This window comes from Lelliottia sp. 7254-16 (genome assembly GCF_002922995.1).
GTDB classification, from domain to species: Bacteria; Pseudomonadota; Gammaproteobacteria; order Enterobacterales; family Enterobacteriaceae; genus Enterobacter; species Enterobacter jeotgali.
The window spans coordinates 42039-63793 of record NZ_PQVS01000012.1 but is presented as its reverse complement, the minus strand read 5'-3'; the positions used below and the strand labels follow the sequence as shown (position 1 = coordinate 63793).

Genomic DNA, 21755 nt, shown 5'->3' with positions numbered 1-21755 from the left:
CTCTCATCCCTGAGGCTCAGATTCACATGGTTTTACCGAAGGTGTTGCACTGGGCCGGATCGCCGCTCGCAAACCCGCGTTTGAACCAGGTGTAACGTTCTTCGGATGTGCCGTGGGTGAAGCTGTCCGGCACCACGCGGCCCTGACTCTGCTGTTGCAGGCGATCGTCACCGATGGCCTGAGCGGCATTCAGCGCCTCTTCCAGATCGCCCGACTCCAGCACGCCCTGCTGCTGCATACTGTGACCCCAGACGCCAGCGAAGCAGTCGGCCTGCAGTTCCATACGCACGGACAGGCGGTTGATTTCAGTCTGAGAGGCGTTTTGCTGCAGCTGACGCACTTTCGGCTCGATGCCGAGCAGTTTCTGTACGTGGTGGCCGACTTCATGGGCAATCACATAGCCCTGGGCGAAATCGCCGTCAGCGCCGAGCTTGCGTTTCATGTCGTCATAGAAGGAGAGATCGATATAGACGGTGCTGTCCGCCGGGCAGTAAAACGGGCCCATCACGGATTGTCCGGTGCCGCATCCCGTGCGCGTCGCGCCACGGTACATCACCAGTTTTGGCTGCTGGTAGGTGCGACCCATTTTTTCGAACTGCTGGCTCCACGTATCTTCAGTGGTCGCCAGAATCACTGACGTGAATTTAGCTGCTTCATCTTCGTTCGGGCTGATGGAGCGCTGAGATTGTTGCTGCTGTTGTTGAATGGGTTCGCCGGTCATTAAACCGGTCAGGTCGACGCCGTAGTAGCCCGCCACCAGTACGATAATCAACAGAACGATGCCGCCTTTACCGCCGGGAAGCCGCATTCCACCGCCACCCATAGAAGGCCCCATGCCGCCGCTACTGCTGCGCCTGTCTTCTACATTGTCACTTTCACGACGCCCTTGCCAGCGCATAACCACCTCGAAACTATCTCGTCATCAATAGAGTGATCGTAGGCGGTTAACGGGCGGATTACCATAGGAAACAAAGGTAAGAAGCCAAAGGATACGCTGATCCTTTGGCCTGCAAGGGAATTAATCGAGTTTAACGCCCAGACGATGCGCGACGGCTTCGTAGGCTTCAATCAGGCCACCCAGGCTCTGACGGAAACGGTCTTTGTCCATTTTATCGAGGGTTTCTTTGTCCCACAGGCGGCTGCCGTCCGGTGAAAACTCATCACCCAGCACCACTTCGCCTTTGTACAGACCGAACTCCAGTTTGAAATCGACGAGGATTAAGCCTGCATCGTCAAACAGCTTTTTCAGTACGTCGTTGGCTTTGTAGGTCAGTTCCTGCATACGCGCCAGATTCTCTTTGCTCACCCAACCGAAGGTTTCGCAGTAAGATTCGTTGACCATCGGATCGTGCATTTCGTCATTTTTCAGGAACAGATCGAACAACGGCGGGTTCAGCTCGATGCCTTCTTCAATACCCAGACGCTTCACCAGAGAGCCAGCAGCACGGTTACGCACCACGCATTCCACCGGAACCATATCCAGTTTTTTCACCAGACATTCCGTATCGGACAGCAACGCTTCCATCTGAGTTGGGATACCGGCTTCGGCAAGTTTGCTCATAATGAAATGGTTGAACTTGTTGTTCACCATGCCTTTACGGTCGAACTGCTCAATGCGTGCGCCATCCCCTGCTGACGTATCATTGCGGAACTCGAGCACCAACAGATCCGGGTTTTCGGTGCTGTATACGGTCTTCGCTTTGCCACGATACAACTCAGCTTGCTTCTGCATCTTCATTACTCCTGGTGTGATGATATGGTCAAAATCTCGGGATATTATGCCACGCACACGTTTGCGTGACACTAAAATAAAAAGGGCTGGATTAACCAGCCCTTCTTTTTATTTGCTGAATGCAGCCTGGAAGACCGCTACCAGCGCATCGTTCTGCGACTGGGTCAGCGTGTGACCTTTCGGATCGATGAACTGCAAGCTGCTGCGGTTATCGAGGTCACCGACCTGAATTTTATAATCGCCGGAAGCAAGGCCCGGATCGCTGGCACCCAGATCTTTCCATGCGCTATCGGAAAGCGGCTTATAGGTGGCCGTGATGCTGCCCGTAGAACGGGTGCTGTCGGTCACTTTCATACCGGCTTTTTCAAGCACAGCTGGCAAACGCTGCCAGGTCTGCTGGAACGGTGCACGCACCACCAGCATTGGCAGACCGGTGTCATCGGCTGCGCTCTGCACATCAAATGTCACGCCGCTGCGGCTCTGCGCAGAGTTCGCGGCATCGGTCGCGTTTTTATCCAGACCAGACGCAATCACGTTCAGCATTTCGGTGCTGTAACGCTGCAGAGAAGCTGCATCCGCTACTGGCTTACCCGCCTGCTCCAGGTTCAGCAGCTTGACCGTAACGGCCTGCTGATAACCCTGTGGTTTGACAGAGACTTGATAACGACCACGGTACTGCTGATCTTCATCCAGACGGTTCCATTCGATCCAGTCGGTGGTCAGGGTCTGACCCGCGTCGTCGCGCTTATCAATCGTGTAGTTCTTCGACTGAATTACACTGACGACCTGCGGCCACAGCGTGTTGTTACGACCGTTTTCGACCAGCAGCGTTGCGGTGTCACCCGTAAACTGGGTGCGCGCACCGCTCACCAGAGCCAATGGCTGCGCCGGTGGGCGAATATCCAGCGCTTTACCGACAGCGCCACTGCCATTGGTGACAGGAATGTTGTAATCGCCGTTTTGAATCGGCAGGATCATACCCGCTGGCGCATGAAGTTCAGCAAGCGGAGCTGCATCCAGATAGGATTCATCACCGCTCACCTGGCGCTTGTAGCGCGAGTCTGAACTACAGGCAGCGAGCAGCATAACAAGCGAAACACCCGCAACCTTCGCCAGGCGCGTCTTCTGTACTGAGTAAGCCATCAAATCTCCCTAAACTCTACAGCAAACCGGCATGCTTCAGCGCCCCGGTGACCACTTCACGACCGTGGTCGGTGATGGGGGTCATCGGCAGACGCAGCGTGTCGGTCGCTACAAGTCCCAACTCCTTACATGCCCATTTCACTGGGATCGGATTGGGTTCGACAAATAATTTTGTGTGCAGCGGCATCAGACGCTGGTTAATCAAGCGAGCTTCGTCGAAATGACCCGCCGCAGCCAGTTTGCACATTTCGGCCATATCACGCGCCGCGATGTTAGACGTCACGGAAATCACGCCGTGACCGCCGAGCTGCATGAAGTCCAGCGCGGTCGCATCATCACCACTGAGCAGGATAAAGTCGTCTGAAACCAGCTCTTTGATCTGGTGAACGCGGCTTAAGTTCCCGGTCGCCTCTTTAATTGCGATAATATTTTTAACTTTCGAGAGACGGCCTACGGTTTCCGGCAGCATATCGCAGCCAGTGCGCGACGGCACATTATACAGAATTTGTGGCAAGTCAGTATGTTCAGCGATGGCTTTGAAATGCTGGAACAGACCTTCCTGAGTAGGACGGTTGTAGTACGGAGTTACCGTCAGGCAGCCGACAATACCGCTGTTGTTGAAACGCTGGGTCAGGCTGATGGCCTCTGCGGTTGCATTTGCACCCGTCCCGGCGATAACAGGAATACGCCCGTCAGCCAGTTCGACGGTCATCATCACCACATCGCCGTGTTCTTCATGGCTCAGGGTGGCGGATTCACCGGTAGTCCCTACCGAAACGATCGCCGCAGTCCCGTTGGCGACATGGTAATCAATCAGTTTTTTCAGGCTTGACCGGCAGACATTACCTTTCTCATCCATCGGCGTAACAAGCGCAACAATACTTCCCGTGAACATGGGCCATCCTCTGTGCAAACAAGATTCTCAATGGTACGTTTGGAACTGTAATAAAAGCAAGCGACGTAAGGTGTCCAGGCTGTTGTATGCACGTTTTTTTTATGCTTTCCTTATGATGACTTAACCACGCAAAGGAAGAACAGGTTTGACAACCTCATCACAACATTACCTGGTTATCACTGCGCTGGGTGCCGACAGAGCCGGTATTGTGAACACCATCACCCGCCACGTCAGCAGTTGCGGCTGTAATATCGAAGACAGCCGCCTTGCGATGCTGGGCGATGAGTTCACGTTTATCATGCTGCTGTCCGGGACATGGAACGCGATTACGCTCATTGAATCCACTTTACCGCTTAAAGGCGCGGAGCTGGATTTGCTGATCGTGATGAAACGCACAACTGCACGCCCGCGTCCGGCCATGCCGGCGACCGTCTGGGTGCAGGTTGAAGTCACCGACTCCCCGCATTTAATCGAACGTTTCACCGCACTTTTTGACAGCCATCAGATGAACATCGCGGAACTGGTGTCACGTACACAGCCTGGTCCAACGTCAACCCTGTTTATTCAGATAACGGCACACAGCCCTGCTTCACACGATGCATCAAATATTGAGCAAGCGTTCAAAGCACTCTGTACAGAACTCAATGCGCAAGGCAGTATAAACGTCGTCAATTATTCGCAGCACGAACAGGATGGAGTTGAGTAATGAATCCACTGAAAGCCGGTGACATCGCACCGAAATTTAGCCTGCCCGATCAAGACGGCGAGCAAGTAAATTTGACCGACTTCCAGGGACAGCGTGTTCTGGTCTATTTCTACCCGAAAGCCATGACGCCAGGGTGTACCGTACAAGCGTGCGGCTTACGCGATAACATGGATGATTTGAAAAAAGCAGGCGTAGACGTGCTGGGTATCAGCACCGATAAGTCAGAAAAACTGTCACGCTTCGCTGAAAAAGAGTTGCTGAACTTTACCTTGCTCTCCGATGAAGACCATCAGGTGTGCGAACAGTTTGGCGTCTGGGGTGAGAAGTCTTTCATGGGCAAAACCTACGACGGTATTCATCGCATCAGTTTCCTGATCGATGCCGACGGAAAAGTTGAGCATGTGTTTGATGATTTCAAAACCAGCAACCACCACGACGTGGTGCTCGACTGGCTGAAAGCGAACGCCTGAGCCACTTGATCCGTCTGCTGCCCGGCGGCAAAATAAAGGCAAAACGGCAACCTTCGGTTGCCGTTTTTTATGTGTTCACCCTCTCCCGTGGGAGAGGACCGGGGTGAGGGCATCAGGCAGCACAAAGCGCCACCCGGCAAATTTACTCTTCGACAGCTGGGACATCCGGCCACGCGTGAACCACGGCTTTGATGAGCGTCGCCAGCGGAATCGCAAAGAATACGCCCCAGAATCCCCACAGGCCGCCGAAAATCACCACCGACAGAATAATCACCAGCGGATGCAGGTTTACCGCTTCCGAGAACAGCACCGGCACCAGAAGATTGCCGTCCAGCCCCTGAATAATCAGATATACCGCGAAGCAGCTCCAGAACTCCGTTCCAAGACCAAACTGGAACAATGCCACGCCGACCACCGGAATCGTCACCACGAATGCGCCGATATAGGGAATGAGCACCGAGAAGCCCACCAGCACCGCCAGCAGCAGCGAATAGTTCAGGCCGAAAATGATGAAACCAATCCAGGTCGCAACACCAACCACAATCATCTCCAGCACTTTGCCGCGAATGTAGTTGGTTATCTGCTGGTTCATCTCCTTCCACACCTGCCCTGCCAGACCACGATTGCGCGGTAAAATGCGGCGCACGGCGTTAAGCATCTGCTCTTTATCTTTTACCAGGAAGAAGACCATCAGCGGGACCAGCACCAGATAGACCGCCAGCGTCAGCAGCCCGACCAGCGAGGCGAGAGAATATTTCACCACTGAATCGCCCATCGTCATGATGCGGGCGCGCATGTTTTCCGCCATCGCATCAATAATGCCCGCGTCCATCAGCGCCGGATAACGTCGCGGCAGCGTAGCGGCAAAATCGGAGAGTTTATTGAGCATGCCGGGCATATCGCGAATCAGATAAATCCCCTGCTGCCAGGCAACAGGCATTACCACAAACGACATCAGCAGCAGAATACCCACGAACAGGATCAGCACGATGCTGGTCGCCCAGCGGCGTGAGCAGCCAATATTTTCCAGACGAACCGTTGGCCATTCGAGAAGATAAGCCAGCACGAGAGCCACCAGCAAAGGCGCCAGTAGGCCGCTGAAGAAGAACAGGATACAGAACCCGGCAACCAGGATAACCAGCAAAGCAATAGCTTCGGGATCGCTGAAACGACGCCGATACCACTGCATTAACATTTCGAGCATACAACCCTTCCCTGAATCTGATGGCTGGAGCGAGAGGCGAATTGTATCTAACTGTCACTCAAAAGACTTTCGCTTTTTGACTCTGGGTCACGAAACGCAAAAGGCCGTTGTTTGGGATTTTCTTCACGCCACAACACCGCTACACTCGCAGAGCAGTTGAAGGTGAACGATATGCACGTTCTTCGGTCAAATGGCTACATCCAAAATACAGGGCAGAGGTTATGTTCAGGCAGTTGAAAAAAACTCTGGTTGCAACGCTTATTGCCGCATTGACTGTCGGTCAGATGGCGCCAGCTTTCGCTGACTCCGCCGATACATTGCCGGATATGGGAACCTCAGCAGGCAGCACGCTTTCCATCGGACAAGAAATGCAGATGGGGGATTATTATGTGCGCCAGCTTCGTGGCAGCGCGCCGCTAATCAATGACCCGCTGCTGGTGCAATACATCAACGGGCTGGGGATGCGCCTGGTTGCCCATGCTGACTCGGTTAAAACGCCCTTTCACTTCTATTTAATCAATAACGACGAAATTAACGCCTTTGCCTTCTTCGGCGGAAATGTGGTGTTGCATTCGGCGTTATTCCGCTATTCCGATAACGAAAGCCAGCTCGCATCGGTGATGGCACACGAAATCTCCCACGTCACCCAGCGCCATCTGGCGCGTGCGATGGAAGATCAGAAAAAGAATGCGCCATTGACCTGGGTCGGTGCCCTAGGCTCGATTCTGCTGGCGATGGCCAGCCCGCAGGCCGGCATGGCGGCGCTGACTGGCACGCTCGCCGGGACGCGCCAGGGGATGATCAGCTTTACTCAGCAGAATGAACAGGAAGCGGACCGCATCGGCATTCAGGTACTCCAGCGCTCCGGGTTTGATCCACAGGCAATGCCCTCGTTCCTCGAAAAACTGCTCGACCAGGCGCGTTATTCCACACGCCCACCGGAAATTTTGCTGACGCACCCCCTGCCGGAAAGCCGCCTGTCGGATGCGCGTAACCGTGCCAACCAGATGCGCCCGGTCGTCGTCCAGTCATCGCAAGATTTTTACATGGCGAAGGTCAGAACCCTCGGCATGTATAACTCCGGGCGTAACCAGCTAACCAGCGATCTGCTTGATACGCTGGCGAAAGGCAACGTCCGTGAGCAGAATGCGGCACAATATGGTCGGGCGCTTCAGGCGATGGAAGCCAACAAATACGATGAGGCGCGTAAAGCGCTCCAGCCGCTTTTGTCGGCTGATCCGAACAATGCCTGGTATCTCGACCTCTCAACCGACATCGATTTGGGGCAGAAGAAAACGGCTGACGCGATCAACCGTCTGAAAAATGCTAAAGATCTGCGCACCAATCCGGTGTTACAGCTCAACCTTGCGAACGCTTACTTACAGGGCGGCCAGCCTAAAGATGCGGCAACCATTCTGAATCGTTATACGTTTGATCATAAAGACGATCAAAACGGCTGGGATTTGCTGGCGCAAGTCGAAGGGCAGCTCGGCAACCGTGACCAGGAATTAGCAGCCCGCGCCGAAGGTTTTGCTTTAGTTGGGCGACTGGATCAGTCGATTTCCTTGCTCAGCAGCGCCAGTTCGCAGGTTAAACTGGGCAGCCTGCAGCAGGCACGTTACGACGCCCGAATCGATCAGCTGCGCGCCTTGCAGCAACGCTTCAAGCCGTACGAAAAGATGTAATAAGGAGAAGTCATGTCAGACGCGGTAAAAATTTATCACAACCCTCGCTGCTCCAAGAGCCGCGATACGTTGAGCCTGTTGAAATCTAACGGTATCGATCCTGAAATCGTATTGTATCTGGACACCCCTCCGGACGCCGCAACCCTTCGCCAGCTTCTGAGTATGCTGGGCATGGCAAGCGCGCGGGAACTGATGCGCCAGAAAGAGGATCTGTATAAGTCGTTAAACCTTGACGATAGCCATCTGTCCGAAGATGCGCTCATTCAGGCGATGGTCGAGAATCCAAAGCTGATTGAGCGCCCGATTGTGGTCGCAAACGGTGAAGCGCGCATTGGTCGCCCACCGGAAGATGTGCTCGAAATCCTCAATTAATTCGACCGCCGCAGCGCTTCGAGAAAAGCCTGCGGCGTACTGTCTCCCAGCTTTTTCTGCGTTTTACCCTGATTATAAAATTCACAGATCCGCATCAGCAGTTGCCCTGCCGGTTCCATATTCATCCGAGGAATAATCTCGCCTAACGGGATCGCCACCTGCACCGCGCAATACCGGGCCGCGCTTCTTTTTGCCCCAATCCCTTCAAGCGTTAACGGTGCAGTAAACCCAAAAGTCTCAACAGATTGGATATCAGCCGGACAGGCTTTTAACAATTCATTCGCCCAGTTAGCCACCAGCTGCGCCGAGATGCCTGCGTAAAGCCGGGCAAAACACCAACCGCTGATCGGCTCCCGTGCCCACAAAAGATGTTGCTCGCCACCATCGTCCATGTGCAACGAGAGCGGCAGATGGTGCAATTCAAGCCGATGCGGCACCCCGCCTGCTTTTAAGGCTTTTTTACCCTGCAACGGCGCGCCCTGCCGTTGCACCGCAGCCGGTTTCAGGTAGCGATTGAGCGTTGCCCGCGAAACGCTGATCCCCAATCCTTCCGTCACCAAAAACAAAAGCTCGTCCAGCGGCGCACCGGTAGCGTCGCGTAGAGCATTAATCAACGCGATCTGCTCTTGTCTCATTGCTTTGTGTATCACTTTTGGGGTGGTGTGATTGTCTGTAACCTGGTCTCGTTTACGCCAGCGCCGGACGGTGGTCACTGAAATCCCCAGTTCAACAGCCAGCTCTCTGTGGCTTTTTTCGGACTGCTGAAGGTAGCGACGCGTCCGCGGCGTGGTCGTGGCATTGGCGTGCAGTTTAATTTCCATCGCGAGCCCTCAGTGAAATTTCTTATAACCAATCTTGTGAGATTTATATTAACAAGGCGATTACATTGTGACCTGTTTCACCTTTCGGTCGCAACGCTTCGCTGATAATCCTCAGACATAACACAAACAACGTCACTCGATCTTGTACGGAGTTCACAATGAACAATGTTCTGGGATTTATGGAAGCAAAATTGATGCCGCTGGCGGCCAAAACGGCTCAGCAGCGTCATCTGGGTGCCATTCGTGGCGCGTACGTATCATTCATGCCATTTATCATCGTCGGCTCAATTCTGCTGGTGATCTCCTCGTTCCCGAATCAGACGTATCAGCAGTTTATGTCCTCGGCCTTTGGCGAAAGCTGGAGCTCGATCATTGAAATCCCGTTTAACGCCGTCTTCTCTACCATGTCGCTGTTTATCAGCTTCCTGGTCGCCTTCCGTCTGGCGGAACATTACGGCGAAGACCGCATTTCGTGCGGTATTCTGGCGCTGGTTAGCTTCCTGATCCTCACGCCATTTATCAAAGTCGCGGAGAACGGCGGCATAACCGTCATGCCGGTCGAATGGATTGGCAGCAAGGGGCTGTTCGTGGCAATGATTGGTTCGCTGCTGTGGACGGAACTGTTCTGCTGGCTGAAGCGCAAAAATCTGGTGATCAAAATGCCAGACGGCGTGCCGCCTGCGGTGCAGGAATCTTTCGCCGCGCTGATCCCCGCCCTGCTGGTGATGATCCTGGTGCTGGTCATTCGCATCGTGTTTGAAAACACCCACTATCACACCATTCATCAGTTCATCTATGAAGTGGTCGCCACGCCGGTGCGCCACTATGGCACGTCCTATTTCGGCGCGCTGATGACAGTGTTCAGCATCACCATTTTGTGGTCTGTGGGTATTAACTCCGGGTCGATGATCAACGGCATCATCCGTCCGCTGTGGATGGAGAACCAGACCGACAACATCGCCGCCATTCAGGCAGGCGTGACGCCGCCGCACATTATCACCGAGCAGTTTTTTGACATGATCTGGATGGGCGGCGCGGGTGCCACCCTGTCGCTGGTGATCGCGATGCTGATTTTTGCCCGCAGTAAAAACATGCGCGAAGTGGCGCGGCTCGGCGCGGGCGCGTCGGTGTTCAATATCAACGAACCGATTTTGTTCGGCCTGCCGGTGATCATGAACCCGATCATGCTGATTCCGTTTAACCTGGTGCCGCTGGTATTAGTCACCGTGCAATACGCGGCGATGAAACTGGGCGCCGTGGCGGTTACAACGGGGGTCTTTATTCCCTGGACGCTGCCGCCGGTGATCAGCGGGTTTATCGTCACCGGGCATATTAGCGGCAGCGTGATGCAGCTGCTTAACCTGCTGATTGGCGCGATGCTTTATCTGCCTTTCATGCGGATTCTGGACAAACAGTACCGCGCGGCGGAAATTGCCACCGCGACGCAACCCGAAGCCACACTGGCGAAACAGGAGTAAAGCATGTGGGGAATTATCGCAACCTGGCGAATGGCGCTGGAAGGCGTGACGGAGTCTGCGTCTGCGCTGGCTGCGGGGAAGCCAGTTTCATCGGCGGTGGTGGATGCCGTTGCCACCGTTGAAGACTTCCCGTATTACAAGTCGGTCGGTTACGGCGGGCTGCCCACCGAAAATGGCGACGTGGAACTCGACGCCGCCTATATGGACGGCGATACGCTGGCCTTTGGTGCGGTAGGGAATCTGGTGGATATCGCCAACCCGGTGCGCGTCGCTCAGGCGCTTAGCCGCCAGCGCTACAACAGTCTGCTGGTCGGCCAGGGCGCGCGGGAATGGGCGCTCAGCCAGGGTTTTGCCGACAAAACCATGCTCACCGACCGGGCGATGCAGCACTACCGCAAGCGCTGTCGCGAAACGCTGGATAAAGGCTTAAGCCCCTACGATGGACACGACACCGTCGGCATTATCGGGCTTGATAAACAGGGGTCGATGAGCGTCGCCACCTCCACCAGCGGCCTGTTTATGAAAAAACGCGGACGCATCGGGGATTCACCGATCATCGGTTCCGGCTTTTATTGCGACAGCGAAACAGGTGCCGCCACTGCCACTGGTGTGGGGGAAGATTTAATGAAAGGCTGCACCAGCTACGAGATCGTGCGCCGTATGGCGCAGGGGATGACACCACAACGCGCTGCAGATTCCGTGGTCTTCGAACTGGAAGACAAACTGATGTCGCGCTTTGGTCGCGTGGGCGATCTTTCGGTGGTGTGTATGAATAACAAAGGCGAGTTTGGCGCAGCGACCAATATCAAAACCTTCTCGTTTGTCGTCGCTACCGCAAATCAACCGTTGACCGTTTTCCGCACCGAACGCCTGCGCGAGAAAACCCATTATCAGGCCGTGGATGACGAATGGATGCAGGCCTATGCCGCGCGGATCCGCGCCCCGATTGAGGAACAATCATGATTTCCTGTGAGCTTATAACCACTCTTGCAAAAGCAAAACCGCACAGCCATTTGCTGGCGTACCCGTCCAGCGCCCTGCTGCCAGATACTGCGCTTATCAACGAAATGCGCGAACAGAAAAACGTGGCGGATGCGCGCTTCGGCTGCGCGCCGTTTTCCCGTATTACCCTCCTGCCGGACGCACTCTGGCATGACGCGCTGACCGATGGATTACTCGCCGCGCTGCGCCCACTTTTCGCCGCACCGGTCAGCGAGAATGTGGTGCTGGATGTCAGCAACATTCACGACACCGTTCTGGTGCAGGTGCTGCGCTTTCTGTTCAATCAGGCGCACAGACTCAGCGATTTAAAGCTGAAGAAAACAGCCGACACTGACCTTCGGATTCGCCACGTCACCGTCCTGTGTTTGCCTGAGCAGCAGGAACACCTGAGCAAAATCATTGAGCAGCAGCGGGCCATCGCCAACGGTATGATCGCCGCACGCCGTCTGGCAGATACGCCGTCGGATCGCTGTACGCCGCAGTATGTGGTCGACGAGGCGCAAACACTCTGTGCCGCCTTCCCTGCCCTGCGCTGCGAAGTGCTCGATGAAAAACAGATCGTAGAGCAAGGTCTGGGACTGTTACACGCCGTCGGCAAAGGGGCCACCTGCCCGCCGCGCCTGTTGGCGATTCATTATGACGGCACAAATGACGGTCCGGTGCGCTGCTACGTAGGCAAAGGGATCACGTTTGATACGGGCGGTCTGTGGCTGAAAGAAGGCGCGGGCATGTACACCATGAAGTACGACATGTGCGGTGCAGCCAACGTACTGGGCCTGATGCTGATCGTGGCGGAGTTGAATCTTCCCGTGAGGATCATGGGCGTGCTGGCGCTGGCGGAAAACGCCATTGGCCCGGATGCCATGCAGCCGGGAACGGTGGCACGCGCCTGTAACGGTCTGACGGTGGAAATCAACAATACCGACGCCGAAGGACGGCTGGTGTTGGCCGATGCCATCGCCTGGGCCAGCGAGCGGCATCCGCAGGCGCACTACATTATTGATATGGCGACATTAACCGGCGCGGTGGTAAAAGCGCTGGGGTATGAGCTGAGTGGGTTGATGACGCAGAACGAGCCACTGCGCCAGGCGTTGTCCCTCGTAGGCAAAACGAGCGGCGATGACGTATGGTCGCTGCCGCTGGACGCGCGGCTGAAAAAGCAGACGGAGAGCACGATTGCCGACCTGTGCAATACGCCGACCAACAATGCGGCGATCAGCGCGTCGGCTGCATGGTTATTACATCATTTTTGTCCGCCGACGATTCCGTGGGCGCACCTGGATATCAGCGGGACCGCGTTGTGGCGTGAAGGCGGGAGAAGCGTGGCGTCAGGAAGACCGATTCCGTTATTAGTCGAGCATTTGTTAGCGGATATCGAATCGTAGGCCCGTGCAAGCGAAGCGCCGCCGGGCAACAAAGCCGGGTGGCGGCTTCGCCTTACCCGGCCTACAGGACCGTCGGTTTTTGCTATAACTTGAGCGTTTCTTTCACAAACGGAATGGTCAGCTTGCGCTGAGCGGTAATGGACGCGCGATCGAGCTGATCCAGCGTATCAAATAGAGTTCGCATCTCGCGATCCAGCCGCTTTAACAGAAAACGTCCCACGTCTTCCGGCAGCTCAAACCCACGTAACCGCGAGCGCAACTGCAGCGCCTGAAGCTTATCTTCATCAGAGAGTGGCTGGAGTTTATAGATTTGTCCCCAGTCGAGGCGCGACGCCAGATCCGGTAATCCGAGGTTTAGCTGACGCGGCGGGCGATCCCCGGTGATCAGCAACCGGGTTTTACCCGATTCCAGAATGCGATTGTAGAGGTTGAACATCGCCATTTCCCACAGCTCATCCCCGGCGATGCATTCGATATTGTCGATACAGACCAGCGAAAGATGTTCCATACCGTCGAGCACTTCCGGGACAAACCAGGTGCGCTTATCCAGCGGCACATAGCCTACCGCGTCACCGCGCTGGGAAAGCTCCGCGCAGGCGGCGTGCAGCAGATGGCTGCGTCCCGCGCCTTCGCGTGACCAGATATAAATGTATCCGCTGTGCTCCTGGCGTAACACGTTTTGCAACGCAGCCAGTAAAGAGGGGTTATCGCCCGGCCAAAAACTCGCGAAAGTTTCGTCGTCAGGAAGATAAAGTGGCAGAGAGAGCTGTGCCGGTCCGTTCAGAAATACCTCGATCAAGGTCTCACATAAAATCGGGAGGCAGTTTATCACGGAACCCGCGATGAGAGAACCGGGCGGATCGTCCGCCCGGTTTTAGGATCAATGTGATGCTTTTTCGCTCTCCTGAGCGTCCAGCACTTCTTCCTCAGGGCGAAGCACAGAGATCAGCTTGAAGATCAGGCTCAGACCCACACCAACGATAGTCGCCAGCGCCATCCCTTTCAGCTCTGCCGCGCCGATATGCACCTTCGCACCGCTCACGCCGATGATCAGGATAACGGAGGTCAGGATCAGGTTCTGCGTTTTGTTGTAATCCACTTTGGACTCAATCAGCACGCGAATACCGGACGCACCGATGACTCCGTACAGCAGCAGAGAAACACCGCCGATCACCGGAACCGGGATAATCTGGATCGCCGCCGCCAGTTTCCCGACACAGGAGAGCAGAATCGCAAAGATAGCCGCCCCGCCGATCACCCAGGTACTGTAGACGCGGGTAATCGCCATCACGCCGATGTTCTCACCGTAGGTGGTGTTTGGCGTGGAGCCGAAGAAACCGGAAATCATGGTCGACAGGCCGTTAGCAAACATCGAACGGTGCAGGCCTGGGTCGCGGATCAGATCTTTTTTGACGATATTCGCCGTCACCACCAGGTGACCAACGTGCTCGGCAATCACTACCAGCGCCGCAGGCAGAATGGTGAAGATCGCAAACCACTCAAAGCGTGGCGTGTAGAAGGTTGGCAGTGCGAACCAGTGCGCCTGCGCAATCGGAGAAGTATCCACCACGCCCATCGCGAAGGAGAGCGCGTAGCCCGCCAGCACCCCAATCAGAATCGGGATAATCGCCAGGAAGCCGCGGAACAGCACCGAACCGAAGACGGTTACACCCAGAGTCACCAGCGAAATAATAATGGTTTTGGATTCAGGCGATTGCCCGTCCGCAGGCAGCAGGCCGGCCATGTTTGCTGCCACACCGGCAAGCTCCAGACCAATGACGGCAACGATTGCGCCCATCGCCGCAGGCGGGAACATCACGTCCAGCCAGCCGGTCCCGGCTTTCTTCACAATGAAGGCCACCAGGCAGAACAGCGCGCCGCACATGATAAAACCGCCCAGCGCCACTTCGTAGCCTAACGGCAGTAACAACAAGACCGGGGAGATAAATGCAAAGCTGGAGCCCAGATACGCCGGAATTTTGCCTTTACAGATGAAAAGGTACAGCAGCGTGCCGACGCCGTTGAACAGCAACACGGTGGCCGGGTTAATGTGAAACAGGATGGGCACCAGTACGGTTGCGCCGAACATGGCAAACAAGTGCTGCAAACTAAGCGGGATCGTCTGCAAAAGCGGCGGTCTTTCACTCACCCCGATAGTACGGCGCGTCATAGTGTTTTCCTCTAAGTATTGTGAGTTGTTTGTGTTTTATTCAAAAAAAAGCCGACTTTCAAAGTCGGCTTCTTTATCGTTATTCGATTATTTCGTACCAAAAATCTTGTCGCCGGCATCGCCGAGCCCAGGGATGATATACCCATGCTCGTTCAAGCCCTGATCGATAGAGGCGGTATACAGCTCAACGTCCGGGTGTGCTTTTTCCAGCGCCGCGATACCTTCCGGTGCCGCAACCAGTACCAGCACCTTGATGCTGTTACAGCCGGCATTTTTCAGCAGGTCGATGGTGGCGATCATGGAGCCGCCGGTGGCGAGCATCGGGTCAACGACCAGCGCCATACGCTCGTCGATGTTGGACACCAGCTTCTGGAAATACGGGACGGGCTCGAGGGTTTCTTCATTACGGTAGATACCGACCACGCTGATACGCGCGCTCGGTACGTGCTCCAGCACGCCTTCCATCATGCCCAGACCTGCGCGCAGGATTGGCACCACGGTAATTTTTTTACCTTTGATCTGTTCAACCTGGACCGGGCCATTCCAGCCTTCGATGGTCACTTTTTCAGTTTCCAGGTCAGACGTCGCTTCGTAAGTCAGTAAGCTTCCAACTTCAGAGGCCAGTTCGCGAAAACGCTTCGTGCTGATGTCATGCTCACGCATCAGGCCCAGCTTGTGTTTAACGAGTGGGTGTTTCACTTCCACAATCTTCATTCTCATTCTCCTCTGAGGTGGCTACCGCAAAAAAAATCGCCGGATTATACCGCTTTTTTCCGGGATCGCCATACCCATCTTGCTTGATGCGGATCAAGCAAAGTGGATTAGGGAGCGATAGTGAGTATAAAACAGGAAAAAAAAGAAGGGAGTTTTGCCGGGTGGAGGTAAAGGCAAAACGGCAACCAGGTTGCCGTTTTTGGTGTTTGCGCCCTCTCCCGTGGGAGAGGGTCGGGGTGAGGGCACCAGACCGCAGAGGCTTATGGCCCGTGCAAGCGCAGCGCCGCCGGGCGATTACAGGTCTGCGCCGTTAGTGGCGATCACCTTCTGATACCAGTCGAAAGATTTTTTCTTGCTGCGGTTCAGGGTGCCGTTTCCTTCGTTATCTTTATCAACAAAAATAAAGCCGTAACGTTTTTTCATCTCGCCGGTGCCGGCAGAGACCAGATCGATACAGCCCCACGGTGTGTAACCCATCAGATCCACGCCATCTTCAACGACCGCTTTTTTCATCTCGCGGATATGGGCGTCGAGATAATCGATACGGTACTGGTCATTGACCGTGCCGTCACTCTCCTGCACGTCGATCGCGCCGAAGCCGTTCTCAACGATAAACAGCGGCAGCTGATAGTGATCCCAGAACCAGTTCAGGGAGTAGCGCAGGCCCATCGGGTCAATCTGCCAGCCCCAGTCGGACTTCTGCACGTACGGGTTGGAAACGAGGCTTTTGCTCTCGTCATAATCCAGCTGCGGGTTATCCGGCGTGGCTTTGGTGGCGAAAGACATGTAATAACTGAAGCCGATGTAATCCACACAGCCCTGCTTCAATGCCGCAACGTCTTCTTCAGTGATATCCAGCTCAAAACCACGACGCTCAAAGTAGTTCAGCAGATGCTGCGGATATTTCCCGCGCACGTGCACGTCGGTGAACCAGTAGCGACGGTGCATAGCGTTCATCGCCATCATGATGTCGTTTGGCGCGCAGCTCAGCGGATAGATTGGGCACATGGCAATCATGCAGCCAATTTGCAGGGACGGATTGATCTCACGTCCGGCTTTTACCGCCAGGGCGCTGGCCACCAGTTCGTAATGCGCAGCCTGGAACATCACCGGCTCGCGATCTTCGCCTTCTTCATACTTCAGGCCGGAGTTGGTGAACGGCGCAAAATCTTCGTGGAAGTTAGCCTGGTTGTTGATCTCGTTAAAGGTCATCCAGTACTTCACTTTGTGCTGATAACGCTTGAAGCAGACGCTGGCGAACCGCACAAACATGTCGATCAGCTTACGGTTGCGCCAGCCGCCGTATTCGGTCACCAGATGGAAAGGCATCTCGAAGTGCGACAGGGTAATTACCGGTTCGATGCCGTATTTCAGGCACTCGTCAAACAGGTCGTCGTAGAATTTCAAACCGGCTTCGTTCGGCTCCAGCTCGTCGCCTTTCGGGAAAATGCGCGTCCAGGCAATGGAGGTGCGGAAACATTTAAAGCCCAGTTCGGCAAAAAGTTTGATGTCTTCTTTGTAGCGATGGTAAAAATCGATGGCTTCGTGGTTCGGGTAATTTTTGCCCTGAATGACGCCCTGGGTGATTTCACGCGGTACGCCGTGCGCCCCAACGGTCATTACGTCTGCGACGCTGATACCCTTACCGCCCTCTTTCCAGCCACCTTCCAGCTGATGCGCCGCCACCGCGCCGCCCCACAGAAAACCTTCTTTAAATCCTGGCATGCCTTTTCCCTCATTCTGCGTTATTTTCTGCAAAAACAATTACAGAAACCGGTTTCAGTCAAATCATGTGCAATGGTTTAGCCTGTTGCAAGCAGATTACCGAAACCGGTTTCATTTTCGTGAACGGCATCAAGTTTGTCTGCGCCCGATGTATAAATGTGTAAATTTGCAGCGACTTTTTTTGACCGCAGAATAGGCTCGCAAACGTTTGCCTGGACTGTTAGAATTGCGCCGATTTTTCTTACTATGCTATGCGTGGGGACTTAAGCCGTGACCAACAAAACTTCTCTCAGCTATAAAGATGCCGGTGTTGATATTGACGCAGGTAATGCGCTGGTTGACCGAATCAAAGGTGTGGTCAAAAAGACTCGCCGCCCTGAAGTGATGGGTGGTCTGGGTGGATTTGGCGCGCTGTGCGCACTACCGCAAAAATATCGTGAGCCTGTTCTGGTTTCTGGCACTGACGGCGTGGGCACGAAACTGCGTCTGGCGATGGATCTCAAACGCCACGACACCATCGGCATCGATCTGGTGGCCATGTGTGTGAATGACCTCGTGGTGCAGGGTGCGGAACCCCTCTTCTTCCTCGATTATTACGCGACCGGCAAACTGGACGTGGATACTGCATCCAGCGTGATTACCGGTATCGCTGAAGGCTGTCTGCAGTCTGGCTGTGCACTGGTCGGTGGTGAAACCGCAGAAATGCCGGGGATGTACCACGGTGAAGATTACGACGTCGCAGGATTCTGCGTCGGTGTAGTAGAAAAATCAGAAATTATCGACGGCAGCAAAGTGGCCGATGGCGATGTCCTGATTGCGCTGGGCTCCAGCGGCCCGCACTCCAACGGTTATTCCCTGGTGCGTAAAATTCTTGAAGTCAGCGGCTGCGACCCGGAAACCACCGAGCTTGAAGGTAAACCGCTGGCCGATCATCTTCTGGAACCTACCCGTATTTACGTGAAGAACATTCTTGAGCTGATTGCGAACGTTGACGTTCACGCCATTGCGCACCTGACCGGTGGCGGCTTCTGGGAAAATATTCCGCGCGTTCTGCCTGACAATACGCAGGCGGTGATCGACGAGTCCTCCTGGCAGTGGCCGGCTGTGTTTAACTGGCTGCAAACCGCGGGCAACGTCAGCCAGCACGAAATGTATCGCACCTTCAACTGCGGCGTCGGCATGCTGATTGCTCTGCCTGCCAGCGAAGCGGATAAAGCCGTTGAGCTGATGCAGGCGAAAGGTGAAAACGCGTGGAAAATCGGTATCATCAAAGCGTCTGATTCCGAACAGCGCGTGGTCATTGAATGAAAAATATCGTGGTGCTCATATCCGGAAACGGAAGCAATTTGCAGGCTATTATCGATGCCTGCAAACAGAAACAGATCAATGGCACCATTCGCGCAGTATTCAGCAACAAGGCCGACGCGTTCGGCCTTGAGCGGGCGCGGGATGCACATATCCCAGCGCACGCGCTGGAAGCCTCTCAGTTTGCCAGTCGTGAAGCGTTTGACCGGGAGCTGGTGCAGGAGATCGACGCCTATGCGCCGGATGTCGTGGTGCTAGCCGGTTATATGCGTATCTTAAGCCCGGCGTTTGTTTCGCACTATTCCGGGCGCCTGCTGAACATCCACCCTTCTCTTCTGCCGAAATATCCTGGCCTGCATACGCATCGTCAGGTGCTGGAAAATGGCGATGAGGAGCATGGTACTTCCGTGCATTTCGTCACCGACGAGCTGGACGGCGGGCCAGTAATCCTGCAGGCGAAAATCCCGGTGTTTGACGGCGATGACGAAGACGATATCACCGAACGCGTCCAGTCTCAGGAACACGCCATCTATCCTTTAGTGGTGAGCTGGTTTGTCGACGGGCGTCTTGAGATGCGCGATAACGCCGCCTGGCTGGATGGCGTTAAGCTGCCCGCGCAGGGACATGCAGCTGACGAGTAGTCTGTTTGTCGGGTGGCGCTTACGCTTACCCGACCTACAAAACCGTAGGCCCGTGCAAGCGCAGCGCCGCCGGGCATTATTTTGCGGTCCCGCATTTATCCCCACCAACTCTCTAAATTCCCCCAGAAAAAAAATTAACTGTCATACTTTTCTGGCACAGTTGGACATCTCGTGTCAAAGCTCGCCATAATAGAATCGAGACGGATTTGCTGCGTCCCGTGATTGAAACGGAGTGTAAGTTGTAATGGGTCAGGAAAAGTTATACATCGAGAAAGAGCTAAGCTGGTTAGCGTTTAACGAGCGCGTGCTTCAGGAAGCGGCTGATAAAAGTAATCCGCTGATTGAACGTATGCGTTTTCTGGGTATTTATTCCAATAACCTGGATGAATTCTATAAAGTCCGTTTTGCTGAACTGAAGCGGCGGATCATCATCAGCGAAGAGCAAGGCCTGAACTCCCATTCGCGCCACCTTCTGGGTAAAATCCAGGCGCGCGTCCTGAAAGCAGACCAGGAATTTGACGGTTTGTACAACGAGCTGCTGCTCGAAATGGCGCGTAATCAGATCTTCCTGATTAACGAACGCCAGCTTTCCGCCAACCAACAAACCTGGCTACGCCACTACTTCAAACATTATCTGCGCCAGCACATCACCCCTATTCTTATCAATCGCGAAACCGATCTGGTGCAGTTCCTGAAAGACGATTACACCTATCTGGCGGTTGAAATTATTCGTGGCGACTCCATTCGCTACGCGCTGCTGGAGATCCCGTCGGATAAAGTCCCGCGCTTTGTGAACCTGCCGCCGGAAACGCCGCGCCGTCGCAAGCCGATGATCCTGCTGGATAACATTCTGCGCTACTGCCTGGACGACATTTTCAAAGGCTTCTTCGATTACGATGCGTTGAACGCCTACTCCATGAAAATGACCCGCGACGCCGAATACGATCTGGTGCACGAGATGGAAGCCAGTCTGATGGAGCTGATGTCCTCCAGCCTGAAACAGCGTCTGACCGCCGAACCGGTGCGCTTTGTTTATCAGCGAGATATGCCAGACGCGATGGTGGAAATGCTGCGCGACAAGCTGACCATTTCCCGCTACGACTCCATCGTGCCGGGCGGGCGTTACCACAACTTTAAAGACTTTATTGGCTTCCCGAACGTCGGTAAAGCTAACCTGGTTAACAAGCCGCTGCCGCGTCTGCGCCATATTTGGTTCGATAAATTCCGTAACGGATTCGACGCCATCCGTGAGCGCGACGTGCTGCTCTACTATCCTTACCACACCTTTGAGCACGTGCTGGAACTGCTGCGTCAGGCGTCGTTCGACCCGAACGTGCTGGCTATTAAGATCAACATTTACCGCGTGGCGAAAGACTCGCGCATCATAGATGCGATGATTCACGCTGCCCACAACGGTAAAAAAGTGACGGTAGTGGTTGAGCTGCAGGCCCGTTTCGACGAAGAAGCGAACATCCACTGGGCGCGTCGTCTGACGGAAGCCGGTGTACACGTCATCTTCTCCGCGCCTGGCCTGAAAATTCACGCCAAACTGTTCCTGATTTCCCGTAAAGAAGGTGACGACGTGGTGCGCTACGCCCACATCGGGACCGGTAACTTTAACGAGAAAACCGCGCGACTTTATACGGACTACTCGCTGCTGACCGCCGACGCGCGCATCACCAACGAAGTGCGTCGGGTGTTTAACTTCATCGAAAACCCGTACCGCCCGGTGAGTTTCGACTATCTGCTGGTCTCCCCGCAGAACTCGCGCCGCCTGTTGTACGCGATGATCGACAAAGAGATTGCTGCCGCGCAGAAAGGCGAGCCGTCGGGTATTACACTCAAACTGAACAATCTGGTCGACAAAGGGCTGGTGGATCGTCTGTATGCCGCCTCCAGTACCGGTGTACCGGTGAATCTGCTGATTCGCGGCATGTGTTCGTTGATTCCAGAACTGGAAGGCATCAGCGAAAATATCCGCGTGATCAGCATCGTTGACCGTTATCTGGAACACGACAGGATCTATATTTTTGAAAATGGTGGCGACAAACAGGTTTATCTCTCTTCAGCGGACTGGATGACGCGAAACATTGATTACCGAATTGAAGTCGCCACTCCGCTGCTCGACCCACGTCTGAAGCAGCAGATCCTCGATATTATTGAGCTGCAATTGAGTGACACTGTTAAGGCTCGCTATATCGACAAAGAACTGAGTAACCGCTACGTGCAGCGCGGCAACCGCCGTAAAGTGCGCTCACAGCTGGCGATTTACGACTATATCAAATCACTCGAGCAACCTGATTAACC

At 54.7% G+C, this 21755-nt stretch carries 20 protein-coding genes; 10 read left to right on the top strand and 10 right to left on the bottom strand.

Features of this window, described 5'->3' with window-relative positions:
- Positions 1–22 precede the first annotated feature (22 nt).
- The 4 genes from C3708_RS15975 to dapA form a co-directional block, all read right to left on the bottom strand.
- Entirely contained in the window at positions 23–898 is an 876-nt protein-coding gene (locus C3708_RS15975; protein ID WP_095282861.1) for a neutral zinc metallopeptidase, read from the bottom strand.
- 120 nt (positions 899–1018) lie between these two features.
- On the bottom strand, positions 1019–1732 hold the full coding sequence (gene purC / locus C3708_RS15970; RefSeq protein ID WP_095282862.1) for a phosphoribosylaminoimidazolesuccinocarboxamide synthase: 714 nt from the start codon (positions 1730–1732) through the stop codon (positions 1019–1021).
- A gap of 108 nt (positions 1733–1840) precedes the next feature.
- Positions 1841–2875 (bottom strand): outer membrane protein assembly factor BamC, encoded by a 1035-nt coding sequence (bamC, locus tag C3708_RS15965; RefSeq protein WP_103949699.1) that lies wholly within the window; start codon positions 2873–2875, stop codon positions 1841–1843.
- 16 nt (positions 2876–2891) lie between these two features.
- Entirely contained in the window at positions 2892–3770 is an 879-nt protein-coding gene (gene dapA / locus C3708_RS15960; RefSeq protein WP_095282864.1) for a 4-hydroxy-tetrahydrodipicolinate synthase, read from the bottom strand.
- Positions 3771–3915: 145 nt separating this feature from the next.
- Here dapA and C3708_RS15955 point away from each other — a divergent pair, with 145 nt between their 5' ends.
- Positions 3916–4476 (top strand): glycine cleavage system transcriptional repressor, encoded by a 561-nt coding sequence (locus C3708_RS15955; protein WP_103949698.1) that lies wholly within the window; start codon positions 3916–3918, stop codon positions 4474–4476.
- Positions 4476–4946 (top strand): thioredoxin-dependent thiol peroxidase, encoded by a 471-nt coding sequence (bcp, locus tag C3708_RS15950; RefSeq protein ID WP_095282866.1) that lies wholly within the window; start codon positions 4476–4478, stop codon positions 4944–4946. Before C3708_RS15955 ends, bcp begins: the two co-directional genes overlap by 1 nt.
- Before the next feature lie 142 nt (positions 4947–5088).
- Here bcp and C3708_RS15945 read toward each other — a convergent pair whose 3' ends face one another.
- A complete protein-coding gene (locus tag C3708_RS15945; RefSeq protein WP_103947319.1) occupies positions 5089–6150 on the bottom strand; it encodes an AI-2E family transporter in 1062 nt (353 codons plus the stop codon).
- A 221-nt stretch (positions 6151–6371) separates the two neighbouring features.
- On the opposite strand from C3708_RS15945, the gene bepA reads away from it, so the two are divergent.
- A complete protein-coding gene (gene bepA / locus C3708_RS15940; RefSeq protein WP_095282868.1) occupies positions 6372–7835 on the top strand; it encodes a beta-barrel assembly-enhancing protease in 1464 nt (487 codons plus the stop codon).
- A 12-nt stretch (positions 7836–7847) separates the two neighbouring features.
- Positions 7848–8207 (top strand): arsenate reductase (glutaredoxin), encoded by a 360-nt coding sequence (arsC, locus tag C3708_RS15935; protein ID WP_103949697.1) that lies wholly within the window; start codon positions 7848–7850, stop codon positions 8205–8207.
- On the opposite strand, the gene C3708_RS15930 is transcribed toward arsC, so the two are convergent.
- Entirely contained in the window at positions 8204–9028 is an 825-nt protein-coding gene (locus tag C3708_RS15930) for a hypothetical protein (protein ID WP_103949696.1), read from the bottom strand. The two genes, arsC and C3708_RS15930, sit on opposite strands and share 4 nt — an antisense overlap.
- A 158-nt stretch (positions 9029–9186) precedes the next feature.
- Between C3708_RS15930 and celB the strand changes: the two genes are divergently transcribed.
- From celB to C3708_RS15915, 3 genes are read left to right on the top strand one after another with little or no spacing between them, the layout of a single operon-like run.
- Positions 9187–10506: a PTS cellobiose transporter subunit IIC gene (gene celB, locus C3708_RS15925; RefSeq protein ID WP_103949695.1), complete on the top strand. Its 1320-nt coding sequence runs from the start codon at positions 9187–9189 to the stop codon at positions 10504–10506.
- A gap of 3 nt (positions 10507–10509) precedes the next feature.
- Positions 10510–11469 carry a N(4)-(beta-N-acetylglucosaminyl)-L-asparaginase gene (locus C3708_RS15920; protein ID WP_095282872.1) on the top strand — a complete coding sequence of 320 codons (960 nt, stop codon included), beginning with the start codon at positions 10510–10512 and terminating at the stop codon, positions 11467–11469.
- Entirely contained in the window at positions 11466–12893 is a 1428-nt protein-coding gene (locus tag C3708_RS15915; RefSeq protein ID WP_103949694.1) for a M17 family metallopeptidase, read from the top strand. The genes C3708_RS15920 and C3708_RS15915 overlap by 4 nt, the downstream gene beginning before the upstream one ends.
- Positions 12894–12975: 82 nt before the next feature.
- On the opposite strand, the gene C3708_RS15910 is transcribed toward C3708_RS15915, so the two are convergent.
- The 4 genes from C3708_RS15910 to C3708_RS15895 all read right to left on the bottom strand — a co-directional run bounded on the left by C3708_RS15910 (position 12976) and on the right by C3708_RS15895 (position 17502).
- The gene (locus C3708_RS15910) at positions 12976–13677 is read right to left on the bottom strand and encodes a DnaA inactivator Hda (protein WP_199184160.1); all 702 of its coding nucleotides are present in this window, start codon (positions 13675–13677) and stop codon (positions 12976–12978) included.
- A gap of 96 nt (positions 13678–13773) precedes the next feature.
- Positions 13774–15063 (bottom strand): uracil permease, encoded by a 1290-nt coding sequence (gene uraA, locus C3708_RS15905; RefSeq protein WP_095282874.1) that lies wholly within the window; start codon positions 15061–15063, stop codon positions 13774–13776.
- 87 nt (positions 15064–15150) lie between these two features.
- Positions 15151–15777 carry a uracil phosphoribosyltransferase gene (gene upp, locus C3708_RS15900; protein ID WP_023308769.1) on the bottom strand — a complete coding sequence of 209 codons (627 nt, stop codon included), beginning with the start codon at positions 15775–15777 and terminating at the stop codon, positions 15151–15153.
- 294 nt (positions 15778–16071) lie between these two features.
- Positions 16072–17502: a 6-phospho-beta-glucosidase gene (locus C3708_RS15895; protein WP_103949693.1), complete on the bottom strand. Its 1431-nt coding sequence runs from the start codon at positions 17500–17502 to the stop codon at positions 16072–16074.
- Between the two features lie 270 nt (positions 17503–17772).
- Here C3708_RS15895 and purM point away from each other — a divergent pair, with 270 nt between their 5' ends.
- The 3 genes from purM (at position 17773) to ppk1 (ending at position 21753) form a co-directional block, all read left to right on the top strand.
- Positions 17773–18810: a phosphoribosylformylglycinamidine cyclo-ligase gene (gene purM, locus C3708_RS15890; RefSeq protein WP_095282876.1), complete on the top strand. Its 1038-nt coding sequence runs from the start codon at positions 17773–17775 to the stop codon at positions 18808–18810.
- Positions 18807–19448: a phosphoribosylglycinamide formyltransferase gene (gene purN, locus C3708_RS15885; protein ID WP_095282877.1), complete on the top strand. Its 642-nt coding sequence runs from the start codon at positions 18807–18809 to the stop codon at positions 19446–19448. The genes purM and purN overlap by 4 nt, the downstream gene beginning before the upstream one ends.
- Before the next feature lie 244 nt (positions 19449–19692).
- Positions 19693–21753, top strand: a complete 2061-nt coding sequence (gene ppk1, locus C3708_RS15880; protein WP_095282878.1) for a polyphosphate kinase 1 — start codon at positions 19693–19695, stop codon at positions 21751–21753.
- Positions 21754–21755 lie beyond the last annotated feature (2 nt).